Genomic DNA, 12,522 nt, shown 5'->3' with positions numbered 1-12,522 from the left:
GGGAATCTTGAGAATTCACTTTTCTATTAATAAAAAAAGGTAGTGTATGAATACATAAGATTCATACACTGCCTTTTTATTATGATAATACTTTCGTCATAAGTATATGTGGAATGCCATCTTCCATAAATATATCAGAAGAAGTTTGATAACCTAGTTTTGTATAAAATCCTTCAGCTTGTGTTTGACCGTGTAGTTTCACTTTTGTAACTTGTTTGTTACGAGCAAGTTCTTCTAACGTTTGAATGATGACTTTACCTAATCCGTATGTACGATAATCTTTTAAAATACAAATACGTTCTAATTTTCCGACACCATCAACAAATCGTATACGCCCTGTGCCTACAGGAAGCTCATGATAATAAACTAAAATATGTTTACATTGCTCTCTGATTTCATCGAATGTATCAAATTCATCTGCAAGAGGGACACCTTGTTCTTTTACAAATACTTCTTTTCGAATATGAAAGGCAGTTTCTAAATCAGCAAGTTCTGTTATAAGTTTGGATTGCAAAATGTTCAGTCCTTTCTAATGTAATCAGCTTGTGTTTTCATAGTATATCATAATAAAGCGCTATAAAGAGAAGAACATACTAAAAAGCCAACTTTAAAAAGTTAGCTTTTATTACAATTCCTTTATCCCATTTTTAGCGCCGATAATTACTTTACTCGTCATACTTATAAATAACCCTGTTTCAACTACACCAGTAATCATTTTTAATTGAGTGTGTAAATGGGCAGGATTAGAAATATGATTAGGGAATATACAATCGATAATCATGTTATTGTTATCGGTTATATAGGTTTCATTATTTTTCAAACGTAATGTTGTTTGACATCCTAAAGACTGAATTTTATTTTCGGTTTGTTTCCATGAAAAAGGGATGATTTCAATAGGTAATGGAAAAGTACCTAAATGTGTTACAAGTTTCGATTCATCAGCAATGATAATTAGTTCTTTAGAGGAAGAGGCAACGATTTTTTCACGAAGTAATGCACCGCCACCGCCTTTTATAAGTTGTAAATTTGAATCAATTTCATCCGCTCCATCAATTGTAAGATCAAGACTTTGTACGTCATTTAACGAAATTAGGGGGATATTTAGTTGATGTGCTAATGCTTCAGTTTCCTTTGATGTCGGTACAGCTTGAAATGATAATCCTTCTTTTACACGCTCACCTAATTTTTGTATTGTCCAATATACAGTAGAACCTGTACCAAGCCCAATCTTCATGCCATCATTTACAAAGTTAGCGGCATATTCGCCAGCGAGCTGTTTTAAATTCATCGCTTTACTCCGCCGGACGCGGTCCAGCATCAAGACCTGAATTTTCAACTGTAAGTACCGGACGAACGACTATATCTTTATGTACACGCATTTGACAAGATAATCGTAAATGATCTTCAATCCCTTTTTCCGTCATTGCATGTTTCTCATTCGCACTCGCTTCACAGAAATCACCTGCTAGTATTTCTACTCTACAAGTTGTGCAACGTGCATTCCCGCCGCAACGATGAAGAATGTTGACACCGCTATCTTCAATTGCTAATACTAACTTTGTTCCTTCTTTCACATCAAAAGTTCCCGCACCTTCAATTGTTAATTTTGGCAAATTTGTTCCTCCTCACGTAAAATTGTACATAACATATTTATGACCGCGAATTATTGAACATAAACATTATTTTTTTATATCCCCGTAACTTTTTTTAATGTTGAATCGTTTATTAAGTAAGCGCTGAAAAGGAGTGGTTATTTTGTGCACAAAAGTAACTCATGTTTTAAAGAACCATATCGATATGAATCATTCAAATATAAACTTTTTAATTGAACAATATGGAGAGTTAAAAAGATACTGTACTTTTTTAACGAAAAACAAATGGGATGGGGAAGATCTCGCCCAAGAAACAGTGTGTAAAGTGCTTCAAAAATATAGAAATAAAGATATTTGTATGACACTCGTCTATAAAATAGCAAGAAATCGTTGGTTAGATCAGATAAAGTCTAAGTCTGTTCATGAAAAAATAAGAGAACAAATCACTTTTGAAGAACCACATGAGAACATTGCAGATTTGCATGAAATGGTAGGGAAAGTATTGTCTTCATTAAATGTACAGCAATCCGCAATTTTATTATTAAAAGATGTTTTTCAATATAGTATCGCTGATATTGCTAAAGTGTGTTCTGTATCAGAAGGGGCAGTAAAAGCTTCTTTGTTTCGTAGTAGAAATAGGCTGAAAACTGTAAGTGAAGAAGGGATTGAGATAGTTGAATTCACAGATGATATGGAAGTTGTAGTAACGTCTATTCGAGAGGAGAGACCGGAATTATTAACGAAACTGCTTCCGACAATAGATTTTACTAAGTTACCATCTAAACAGCCAGTCTTATTATTTAATGCGAAAAAACCTTCTTCCTACAGTTGTATGCTTTTAGCAGCATAACAATTATTGGAGGGATATAAAATGAATGCAATTCCATATGTAGTGGAACAAACGAAATTAGGAGAACGTTCCTATGATATATATTCAAGGTTATTAAAAGATCGTATTATTATTATCGGTTCAGAAATAAATGATCAAGTAGCGAGTAGTGTCGTAGCTCAATTATTATTTTTAGAAGCAGAAGATGCAGAGAAAGATATATTTTTATACATTAATAGCCCCGGCGGATCAACGACAGCGGGATTTGCTATATTAGATACAATGAATTTAATTAAACCAGATGTGCAAACGCTGTGCATGGGCTTTGCGGCATCATTTGGTGCATTGCTATTATTATCTGGAGCAAAAGGAAAACGGTTTGCGCTCCCTAACAGTGAAATTATGATTCATCAGCCGCTTGGTGGTGCACAAGGGCAAGCAACAGAAATTGAAATAACTGCGAAGAGAATATTAAAGTTAAAGCATGATATTAATAAAATGATTGCAGAAAAAACGGGGCAACCGATTGAAAGAGTAGCACATGATACAGAAAGAGATTATTTTATGACCGCAGAAGAAGCAAAGGCATATGGGATTGTAGATGATGTTGTTACGAAAAAATAAGTTAAAAACAGGCTAGAGGATATGCGAACCCTCTAGCCTATTTTTATTAATCTTTTACCCATTCATCAACTAGCGCTTGATTGTTCTTAATCCATTTTCGCGCAGCTTCTTCAGGATCTTTTGTTTTATTTAACATGACCATTAACGTACCGAGCTGTTCATCGTTCATTTTCCATTTATCAAAGTATTTTATGATATCCGGGTGATCTTTTTCGAAACCTTTACGAACGGAGTAATAAATGTCATCTTTTTCACCATATACTTTCTTAGGGTCTTTTAAATATTTTAAGTCAAATTCTGAAAAACCCCAATGCGGATTCCAAAGCGTAACAGCGATTGGTTTCTTTTTTGTATATGCTTTCTTTAGTTCACTCATCATCGCAGCTTCAGAAGATTGGACAAGTTTTAGTTTTATATCATATTCTTTCATTGCTTTATTCGTTAAATTCATAAGACTACTACCGGGTTCGATACCGACAATTTTATTATCTAGTTCATCTTTATGAGCATTTAAATCTTCGATATTGTTTATGTTTTTCATATAAGAAGGGACGACTAAACCTAGTCCAGTACCTTCGTACCATTTTGATTTTAAGACAATATCATCTTTATAACGATCGTTTAGCGGTTTATCTGTAACTGGTAGCCATACTTCTAAATTCGCATCAACATCGCCACGAGCGACACCAGTCCAAATTGCGGCTTTTTCTAAATACATGAGCTCAACTTTGTAGCCTTTTTCTTCTAATAAAACTTTCCACATGTTTGCAGTTGCAATATTTTCTTTCCAACTTGTTACACCAAGTTTAATTTTTCCTTTCGAATTTGCATTTGTTGCATTACATGAAGTGAAAATCATAGTAATAAATAATGCAAGGCATATAAACCAAATTTTCTTTCGCATCGAAAACCTCCTAAGTAACGTTTGCCTTATAAAATAAATGTATAAGTAAGCATTCTTATTATGAACGGAAACGAGAATTTTAAAGAAATCTTATGAATGTCATTTTTATGTAATATTTCTTTGTAAAATCGCAACACTATGTGAATAGATGGGTAGAAAAGGAGTAGTGACATGGATAATACAAAGGTGCGTGTTGAAAACGTAACAAAAGTATTCGGGAAACATCCGCAAAGAGCCCTTTCCTTATTAAAAGAAGGAAAAAGTAAATCGGAAATTTTAAAAGAGACAGGAATGAACGTTGGGGTGAAAAAAGCAACGTTTGAAGTTTACTCTGGAGAGATTTTCGTTATTATGGGTTTGTCTGGCAGCGGGAAATCTACGCTAGTTCGTATGTTAAATCAATTGATTAAACCAACTGCAGGTCATATATACATAGATGGTGAAGACATCGCAACGATGGGAAAAGAAGAGTTACGGAGAGTAAGAAGAACGAAAATGAGTATGGTATTTCAGAAATTTGCTCTATTTCCGCATCGTACAGTTATACAAAATGTTGCATATGGTTTAGAAATACAAGGAGTTCCGGTTGAAGAGCGAGAGAAAAAAGCGTTAGAATCGCTACAGTTAGTAGGACTCGATCATCATAAAGATAATTATCCAAGTCAACTTAGTGGTGGTATGCAGCAGCGCGTTGGAATCGCAAGGGCACTAACGAATAATCCAGATGTATTACTAATGGACGAGTCATTTAGTGCATTAGATCCACTTATTCGAAAAGAAATGCAAGATGAATTGTTAGAGTTACAAGATAAAATGGAAAAAACGATTATATTTATTACGCATGATTTAGATGAAGCGCTTCGAATTGGAGATCGTATTGCATTAATGAAAGATGGAGAAATCGTCCAAATTGGAACGCCAGAAGAAATTATGATGAGCCCCGCAAATGAATTTGTAGAAAAGTTTGTTGCGGACGTGAATTTAGGAAAAGTAATTACGGCTGAGTCTATTTTAAAACGACCAGAAACTTTATTAATTGATCGTGGACCTCGTGTGGCTCTTCAAATTATGAGGAATGCAGGCGTCTCAACTGTATATGTTGTAAACAAAAAGTATGAGTTTTTAGGTATATTAACTGCGGATGATGCGAGTAAAGCAGTACAAAAACAGTGGCCGATTGCTGATTTATTACTTAATGATATTCCGCATGTGTATTTGGATACTTTACTGGAAGAGACATATGCAAAAATGGCAGAGATGAAATATCCCTTACCAGTAATCGATGAGAAGAAAAGGCTAAGAGGAATTATTAAACGTGAAAGTGTCATTCAAGCTCTTGCAGGAAACATTGAGGAAGAGGTGAAAGACGATGAATAGTATACCACGTATTCCATTAGGGGAATGGGTCGACTCATTTGTTGCAAGTTTATATGAGCACTTTGAAGGCTTATTCCGAGGATTCTCTTATATTATTGGTGGATTCGTTGATTTACTAACTAATTTTTTAACAATAATACCAGCCATATTGATGATTATTATCTTGTGTTTCTTCATTTGGTACACAACGAGGAAATTATCTTTAGTCATTTTTACGCTTATTGGATTATTATTCATTTTGAATATTAACTACTGGGCACAAACGATGCAAACATTAGCACTCGTACTTACGTCTGTTATTATTTCAATTATTGTCGGAATTCCAATTGGTATATTAGCATCTCAAAATGAACGGTTCTCAAAATTTTTAAAGCCAACATTAGATTTTATGCAAACAATGCCGGCATTCGTATACCTCATTCCAGCGATTACATTTTTCGGAGTTGGTGTAGTACCTGGAATTATTGCATCGGTAATCTTTGCAATGCCACCGACAATTCGTTTTACTGACTTAGGAATTAGACAAGTTCCAGAAGATTTAATTGAAGCAGCCAATGCGTTTGGATCCACAGCATCACAAAAACTATTTAAAGTACAATTACCACTTGCAACCGGAACGATTATGGCTGGTGTGAACCAAAGCATTATGCTTTCGTTATCGATGGTTGTAACAGCATCACTTGTAGGAGCGCCAGGGCTTGGAGTTGATGTATATCGCTCTGTAACACAAGTTAATATCGGAATGGGATTTGAAGCTGGATTAGCTATCGTAGTAATCGCAATTATATTAGATCGAATTACACAAGGGTTCCATACGAAAAGAAAATAATGACCAAAAAACACACTTTTATAATACAAAGTGTGTTTTTTATTGCATCTAGATTACATATGAACGATAACAGAACCTCCAGCTGGTGCACAAACTTGGTTTTGTTGTTGTTCCATTGATTTGATGAATTGATTATTTTCCTCGATTAATGAGATTAATTTAGTTAATTGACTTTCAAGACTTGCGATATGATGCATCATATATTGTGAATCATGATGCAATGTATTCCTTGCGGGATGGGGGGAATAAACATACTGTTGATTTATATTTGGATTCCAATGAGGATACATTTGAATTGTTCCTCCTTCAATAAATTACGAAGCTTTCTTATAGTAAATGCCTATGTATAATTAATAGTTACTTGAAAATTTTTCAATATAAAAGGAGTATGTACAGAAAATGGAAAATATTATATGTGAAGTTAAAGTACATTTTTTTGAAATGTTCAAGTGAGATAGTGAATATATTAATACATTCAAGTAAGTGTATGTTGTTTAGCGAGAAATGATGGGAGGAGATGCAATTTTGGCTAAAAATAAAAAAAGAAATGATGCTTTGGCAATAGGTATTGGTATAGGAGTTGTAATCGGTGTATTCCAAGGTTATTTTACAAATAATTTAGTAATCGGAATTGTGATTGGGATCGTAATTGGGATTGCGTTTTTGAAGAAATAATGAGGTGTAAATTCATTTCAAAAATTGCTGTATCAAAAGAATGAAAATTCGGAATACAAAACCTGTTTTTCCTTTTTTTGTGATATTATATATGAAAAGGAAGGTGATGGATATGTCAACAAACAATCAAGTAGAACAAAACTGCTTCATTTGCAAAAAGCATAAAGGAAATATTATAGTTCCAGGTGGAGCTATTTACGAAGATGAACTCGTTTACGTTGGACATGTCCACTGGGATAGTGAAGAAACATTATTCCGCGTTATCCGAATACACCAAAAGAGTTTTGGTCACCAAGCGAGATAGCGAAATGGACTGGCGCACCATATGGTGACGCAGCGAAAATCAAAAAACTATGCGAAAGAATACGAGAGTATATGGTGAGTGAATATGCATACAAATAATAATAGACAACATTCATGGGTTGGAAGTAGAGAAATGTGTTTAGACGAAATTTCGGTAAAGCAATATGGTGATATCGTGCTCGGTGCATATGGTGGGAATATTAGTGCCGGAGCGAAAAAGAATGAAGATGGTGCATTAGTTTGGTCAAATGGTGAGTGGGAATTTGCAGCTATATTAGATGGACATAATAGTGCAGAAAGTGTTGATTTAGTAGTAAATACAATCGAAAAAGAATATGAAAATATAAAAGTAATTTTGAATGAACCAATTAATTCAGTATTTCAGTCTGTTGAAAATCATATACTTACAATTTTTCAGTCATCTTCATTTAAGGAAAAGTGCAAAAAAATTAAAGGTGAAACAGCTTGCTTACTATGTGTAAGGAAAGAAAATTATATATGGTGGCTTTCTATCGGTGATTGTTTAGTGTATGTATTTCATGAAGAGTTACATAAGTTAGGACAATATGCATTAAATCAACGTCATTTTTACGAATGGATTGGAAATGTAAACACATTTGATTTACCTGTGCCTTGCTATTCATCAGGTATTCGTGAATTACGTACTGGAAAGAACCGAATTGTGATGGTGACAGATGGAGTATTAGAATGCGGGGAACGCCGATATGAAACACCTGTAAATTTGTATAATGCTATGAACAGAAATGATAAAACACTTAAAGAAAATATTCACAATGTTTTAGAACACGTGCATCATCAGTTGGGACGTGATAGTGCGACAATTATTAGTTGGGACGTAGAAAATAAAAGGAATGCCACGTATCCGAGTGATCAGCCGTAGAAAATGCAAGTAAGAAAATAAAAGGATAGGGTTTTCTGTCAATTATAAAAATAACTCTATTAATTTTATCGGTACTATCTATATTCGTTTTTGAAAAAATAGAAAGAAAAAGGATTAAACATCCCGAAACAAAAGGGATGGGAAATAGATTGTTGTTATACAATACATAAAACATGTCTTGATAAAACTACTACTAAAGAAGATAAAGAAAATGAATACATTATCTACATATTAAAAAATATATAATCCATTTTGTTACGAAAACATAATTAATTTAATAGGAGGGAATGCAATGGGCAACTCTACTATTTGGATTATAGTTATTATGATAATTGGAGGATATTTTTTAGAAAAGTTTTTAAGAAAAAAACTAAATATGCCAAAGGGCAATGCTTGGATATATAAGCATGTAAATAGTTTACATGTAAAATTAGAAATAGGTCTTTTTATCGTATATCTTATAGTAAGTTTTATTTATCTGTTCAAAGTAGAAAATGCTAATATAGGAATTGCTGTACTTACTTATTTTGGAGCAATTTCCTTATTACGCGTATGGATGGAATGGAAGTATAGCAGAGAGACAAAGGAATATATTCTTTCTATAATTGGATTCTTTGCATTTGTTTTTATGGTTTCAATGTTACTTTATTTTGATCCTCTTTCTACATACTAATGTCGTTTTGGTTTTTCATGATGAATATTTAAAAAGAGTAGCTACCATTATTTATCTTGATAGTTACTCTTTATATTTACATCTTCTTAAAGCTTCTCAAAACAAGGTATTCCCACAATCTCCAAGGAAGAATCTTCTTCGTAAAGATCATAAATTTTACACCTTTTCCAATAGGATATCGTAAAGTAGTACGCTTTGTTTCAGCAATTTCAACGATTTTATTAGCAACATCTATCGGATTACCAAATGTATCACTACCGCTATTAATATGTTTTTGTATTTTATCCATATATTCTTTGTAAGGAGATGTTGTATCAGATTGGTTTTCAGCTAGTTGTTTACCAACCTCCCATATATTTGTGTTGTAAGAACCAGGTTCAATTAAAGCGACATCTATTCCGAAAGGTTTTAATTCTAAGCGAAGCGATTCACTCCAGCCTTCTAATGCATATTTTGAAGATACATAAGGAGATAAACCAGGGAATCCAACTTGGCCGCTAATGCTGCTTATATTAATGATTTTTCCACTTCTTTGTTTTCTCATATATGGTAAAACAAGCTGGGTAATTGATATAGCTCCAAAAAGGTTCGTTTCAAATTGCTTTCGATATTCGTCTACTTGGATTTCTTCTACAAAGCCCCCATTTGCATATCCTGCATTATTTATAAGGAGATCTATTCTATTAATTTCTTTTAAAAATAATTGGAAATTATGTATAGAATTTTGATCTGTTACATCTAATTGTTGAACTTTTATATTTTGCTGTAAGTTAAGTTGAGTAACTTGGGATAGTAAGGTTCCTTGTTTTTCAAGGTTTCGCATTGTAGCGATAACTAAATAATCTTTTTTTGCGAGTTCGAGTGTAGTTAATAGTCCAAATCCACTTGAGGCTCCAGTAATTATTGCGATTTTTTTATTCATTTTTCGCCAGCTTTCTTTTTCTTTTATCATAACGAGTTATGATAAGAAAATCTATTATTCTTACATTCATTATGAAATCAATTTGTATGTAAAAAAAGGGGATTATAGGGAATCAGCGTATATAGAGTAGTGTATATTAATATGATAATGAAATGAGGGAAGAAAAATGGTCCATGTAAAAGCTGTATTAGCAGATCAGCTATTAGCGAATGCAAATGATCCCAGTTGGTATATGCCATTTTCAGATGCAGTTAAGGATTTATCTGAGAGGGAAGCTTTCTGGAAACCGAATGAAGAGAGTAATAGTATAGCTGAAATCGTACAACATTTACTGTATTGGAACTCTACGTGGCAAACTAGGTATAAAGAATCAAATGTGAATGCAGTACCCGCTATAGGAGATAATAACAAAAGTTTTATGCTCTCAGATAATCAAATTTTCGATGAATTACGCGAAAAACTACTAGAAAAACTGTTACAATGGCAAAATCTCATAAATGAAGAAAAGGTTGAAAGTGATGTAGTGGGATTTCCTGTTTCTGCAAAGTGGTGGGAAGTGCTAGCGAATGTAACAACTCATAATGCATATCATATTGGTCAAATTATTTACATCCGAAAATTACAGAAGAGCTTTGATAATGAATAAAGTAACAATTCTCTTATTAAGGGAACAAAAGTGGACAAAACGAGACAAACGTCTCATTTTGTCCACTTTTTTATTGTTAAAAGATAGAGAAAACCTATTAAAACAAGGATTAGAATTTGGCACGGTACTTGCAATATAAAAGACGAACAAGAAAATAGGAGGGCTGGACATGTTAAAAACAACTGAAAGTAAAGGGAATGAAATTACGAAAGAACAAGCTCGTTGGATGTACGAAAAAATGTTAGAGATTCGTAAGTTTGAAGATAAGGTGCATGAATTGTTCGCGCAAGGCGTTTTGCCAGGTTTCGTTCATTTATACGCAGGTGAAGAAGCGGTAGCAGTTGGTGTATGTGCCCACTTAACGGATAGTGACAATATTACAAGTACACATAGAGGTCATGGACATTGTATCGCAAAAGGTTGTGATTTAAATGGTATGATGGCTGAACTTTTCGGGAAAGCGACAGGATTATGTAAAGGTAAAGGCGGTTCCATGCATATTGCCGATTTAGATAAAGGAATGCTTGGTGCGAATGGCATTGTAGGCGGGGGTTTCCCACTTGCTTGCGGTTCAGCATTAACAGCTAAATATAAAGGAACAAAAGATGTAAGTGTTTGCTTCTTCGGTGACGGAGCAAATAATGAAGGAACATTCCATGAAGGGGTTAATTTAGCGGCGATTTGGAAGTTACCAGTTATTTTTATTGCAGAAAATAACGGTTACGGTGAAGCAACTACATTTGAATATGCTTCAAGTTGTGATTCTATCGCTGATCGCGCAAAAGCTTATAATATTCCAGGTGTTCAAGTAGATGGAAAAGATCTTCTAGCTGTATATAAAGCTGCTGCAGAAGCAGTGGAACGTGCGCGTAATGGTGATGGTCCAACAATTATTGAATGTATGACATATCGTAATTATGGTCATTTCGAAGGTGAAGCGCAAACATATAAAACATCAGAAGAAAAAGAAGAACATTTAAACGAAAAAGATGCAATTGTGAATTTCCGTAAGCATTTAATTCATGAAGGTTTATTAACAGAATCTGAACTTGTTGATATGGAAAAAGCAGTAGATGATGCAGTACAAAGATCCATTGAATTTAGTGAAAATAGTCCATACCCAGACGATGAAGAATTATTAAAAGATGTATACGTTTCTTACAAATAAGAGGAGGGTGAAAAATTATGACTAGAACAGTAAGTATGTCAACTGCAATTAATGAAGCGATGAAAATCTCAATGCGTCGTGATGAAAATGTAATTTTAATAGGTGAAGATGTTGCAGGAGGTGCACAAGTTGATCACCTGCAAGATGATGAAGCTTGGGGTGGTGTTCTTGGTGTTACGAAAGGACTTGTACAAGAGTTTGGCCGAAATCGTATATTGGATACACCAATTTCTGAAGCGGGTTATATGGGAGCTGCGATGGCAGCTGCTGCAACTGGGTTACGTCCGATAGCTGAGTTAATGTTTAATGATTTTATCGGTAGTTGTCTTGACCAAGTATTAAACCAAGGTGCGAAATTCCGTTATATGTTTGGAGGTAAAGCAAAAGTACCCGTTACAGTACGTACGATGCATGGCGCTGGTTTTAGTGCAGCAGCTCAACATTCACAAAGTTTGTACGCATTATTTACGAGCATACCAGGTATTAAAGTTGTTATTCCTTCCACACCGTATGATGCAAAAGGCTTATTATTAGCGGCAATTGAAGATGATGATCCAGTAATCTTCTTTGAGGATAAAACACTTTACAATATGAAAGGTGAAGTGCCAGAAGGATACTATACAATTCCATTAGGAAAAGCAGATATTAAACGGGAAGGTTCTGATGTAACAATTGTCGCAATCGGAAAGCAAGTTCATACAGCGCTTGCAGCTGCAAAGCAATTATCGAAAAAGGGGCTTGAAGTAGAAGTAATTGATCCACGATCTTTATCACCACTTGATGAAGATACTATTTTATCATCTGTTGAAAAAACAAATCGTCTTATCGTCATTGACGAAGCGAATCCTAGATGTAGTATTGCAGCAGATATTGCGGCAATTGTAGCGGATAAAGGTTTTGATTTGTTAGATGCACCTATTAAACGAATTACAGCACCACATACACCCGTTCCGTTCTCACCACCACTTGAAAAGTTGTATTTGCCAACACCAGAAAAAGTAATTGAAACTGTATCAGAAATGATCGGAGACCAATCTTTATTACATGTGTAATAAAACGATGAGAAGGGAGAGAGAGAC

The 12,522-nt window shown here is 34.2% G+C and carries 17 protein-coding genes and 1 pseudogene; 12 read left to right on the top strand and 6 right to left on the bottom strand.

Features of this window, described 5'->3' with window-relative positions:
• Positions 1–79 precede the first annotated feature (79 nt).
• The 3 genes from C3Y97_RS13540 to C3Y97_RS13530 all read right to left on the bottom strand — a co-directional run bounded on the left by C3Y97_RS13540 (position 80) and on the right by C3Y97_RS13530 (position 1,613).
• Complete coding sequence (locus C3Y97_RS13540) at positions 80–514, bottom strand: GNAT family N-acetyltransferase (protein WP_136363458.1); 435 nt, start codon at positions 512–514, stop codon at positions 80–82.
• A 111-nt stretch (positions 515–625) separates the two neighbouring features.
• Positions 626–1,288, bottom strand: a complete 663-nt coding sequence (rpiA, locus tag C3Y97_RS13535) for a ribose 5-phosphate isomerase A (protein WP_001049982.1) — start codon at positions 1,286–1,288, stop codon at positions 626–628.
• 4 nt (positions 1,289–1,292) lie between these two features.
• A complete protein-coding gene (locus tag C3Y97_RS13530) occupies positions 1,293–1,613 on the bottom strand; it encodes a 2Fe-2S iron-sulfur cluster-binding protein (protein ID WP_001125388.1) in 321 nt (106 codons plus the stop codon).
• 142 nt (positions 1,614–1,755) lie between these two features.
• Between C3Y97_RS13530 and C3Y97_RS13525 the strand changes: the two genes are divergently transcribed.
• Positions 1,756–2,442 (top strand): RNA polymerase subunit sigma-70, encoded by a 687-nt coding sequence (locus C3Y97_RS13525; RefSeq protein WP_000337507.1) that lies wholly within the window; start codon positions 1,756–1,758, stop codon positions 2,440–2,442.
• Positions 2,443–2,463: 21 nt separating this feature from the next.
• The gene (gene clpP, locus C3Y97_RS13520) at positions 2,464–3,045 is read left to right on the top strand and encodes an ATP-dependent Clp endopeptidase proteolytic subunit ClpP (protein ID WP_000991610.1); all 582 of its coding nucleotides are present in this window, start codon (positions 2,464–2,466) and stop codon (positions 3,043–3,045) included.
• A 46-nt stretch (positions 3,046–3,091) separates the two neighbouring features.
• On the opposite strand, the gene C3Y97_RS13515 is transcribed toward clpP, so the two are convergent.
• Positions 3,092–3,949 (bottom strand): glycine betaine ABC transporter substrate-binding protein, encoded by an 858-nt coding sequence (locus C3Y97_RS13515; RefSeq protein ID WP_136363457.1) that lies wholly within the window; start codon positions 3,947–3,949, stop codon positions 3,092–3,094.
• Between the two features lie 171 nt (positions 3,950–4,120).
• Between C3Y97_RS13515 and C3Y97_RS13510 the strand changes: the two genes are divergently transcribed.
• On the top strand, positions 4,121–5,326 hold the full coding sequence (locus C3Y97_RS13510) for a quaternary amine ABC transporter ATP-binding protein (RefSeq protein WP_000370606.1): 1,206 nt from the start codon (positions 4,121–4,123) through the stop codon (positions 5,324–5,326).
• Entirely contained in the window at positions 5,319–6,155 is an 837-nt protein-coding gene (locus tag C3Y97_RS13505) for an ABC transporter permease (protein ID WP_001084759.1), read from the top strand. The genes C3Y97_RS13510 and C3Y97_RS13505 overlap by 8 nt, the downstream gene beginning before the upstream one ends.
• Positions 6,156–6,208: 53 nt before the next feature.
• On the opposite strand, the gene C3Y97_RS13500 is transcribed toward C3Y97_RS13505, so the two are convergent.
• On the bottom strand, positions 6,209–6,445 hold the full coding sequence (locus C3Y97_RS13500; RefSeq protein WP_000283219.1) for a hypothetical protein: 237 nt from the start codon (positions 6,443–6,445) through the stop codon (positions 6,209–6,211).
• A gap of 217 nt (positions 6,446–6,662) precedes the next feature.
• Here C3Y97_RS13500 and C3Y97_RS13495 point away from each other — a divergent pair, with 217 nt between their 5' ends.
• The 4 genes and pseudogenes from C3Y97_RS13495 to C3Y97_RS13480 all read left to right on the top strand — a co-directional run bounded on the left by C3Y97_RS13495 (position 6,663) and on the right by C3Y97_RS13480 (position 8,707).
• Positions 6,663–6,830 (top strand): glycine zipper domain-containing protein, encoded by a 168-nt coding sequence (locus C3Y97_RS13495; RefSeq protein WP_000508397.1) that lies wholly within the window; start codon positions 6,663–6,665, stop codon positions 6,828–6,830.
• A 91-nt stretch (positions 6,831–6,921) separates the two neighbouring features.
• Positions 6,922–7,232 (top strand): annotated as a pseudogene (locus C3Y97_RS13490) (hypothetical protein).
• A complete protein-coding gene (locus C3Y97_RS13485; protein WP_136363737.1) occupies positions 7,219–8,034 on the top strand; it encodes a PP2C family serine/threonine-protein phosphatase in 816 nt (271 codons plus the stop codon). Before C3Y97_RS13490 ends, C3Y97_RS13485 begins: the two are co-directional and overlap by 14 nt.
• 292 nt (positions 8,035–8,326) lie before the next feature.
• Complete coding sequence (locus C3Y97_RS13480; RefSeq protein ID WP_136363456.1) at positions 8,327–8,707, top strand: DUF4181 domain-containing protein; 381 nt, start codon at positions 8,327–8,329, stop codon at positions 8,705–8,707.
• Positions 8,708–8,783: 76 nt separating this feature from the next.
• Here C3Y97_RS13480 and C3Y97_RS13475 read toward each other — a convergent pair whose 3' ends face one another.
• On the bottom strand, positions 8,784–9,629 hold the full coding sequence (locus C3Y97_RS13475; protein ID WP_001034798.1) for an oxidoreductase: 846 nt from the start codon (positions 9,627–9,629) through the stop codon (positions 8,784–8,786).
• Positions 9,630–9,795: 166 nt separating this feature from the next.
• Between C3Y97_RS13475 and C3Y97_RS13470 the strand changes: the two genes are divergently transcribed.
• Genes C3Y97_RS13470 through acoB form a run of 4 tightly spaced genes read left to right on the top strand, consistent with a single transcriptional unit; the run spans position 9,796 to position 12,495 of the window.
• The gene (locus C3Y97_RS13470) at positions 9,796–10,275 is read left to right on the top strand and encodes a DinB family protein (protein ID WP_088859549.1); all 480 of its coding nucleotides are present in this window, start codon (positions 9,796–9,798) and stop codon (positions 10,273–10,275) included.
• Positions 10,268–10,414 carry a hypothetical protein gene (locus C3Y97_RS27845; RefSeq protein WP_001045414.1) on the top strand — a complete coding sequence of 49 codons (147 nt, stop codon included), beginning with the start codon at positions 10,268–10,270 and terminating at the stop codon, positions 10,412–10,414. Before C3Y97_RS13470 ends, C3Y97_RS27845 begins: the two co-directional genes overlap by 8 nt.
• 30 nt (positions 10,415–10,444) lie before the next feature.
• Positions 10,445–11,443: an acetoin:2,6-dichlorophenolindophenol oxidoreductase subunit alpha gene (acoA, locus tag C3Y97_RS13465; RefSeq protein WP_000921269.1), complete on the top strand. Its 999-nt coding sequence runs from the start codon at positions 10,445–10,447 to the stop codon at positions 11,441–11,443.
• A 17-nt stretch (positions 11,444–11,460) separates the two neighbouring features.
• Entirely contained in the window at positions 11,461–12,495 is a 1,035-nt protein-coding gene (gene acoB / locus C3Y97_RS13460) for an acetoin:2,6-dichlorophenolindophenol oxidoreductase subunit beta (protein WP_136363455.1), read from the top strand.
• Positions 12,496–12,522 lie beyond the last annotated feature (27 nt).

This window comes from Bacillus sp. DU-106, from assembly GCF_004799705.1.
GTDB classification, from domain to species: domain Bacteria; phylum Bacillota; class Bacilli; order Bacillales; family Bacillaceae_G; genus Bacillus_A; species Bacillus_A cereus.
Note: the sequence above shows the minus strand (reverse complement) of the source record. Positions and strands in the feature narration are given on the sequence as shown.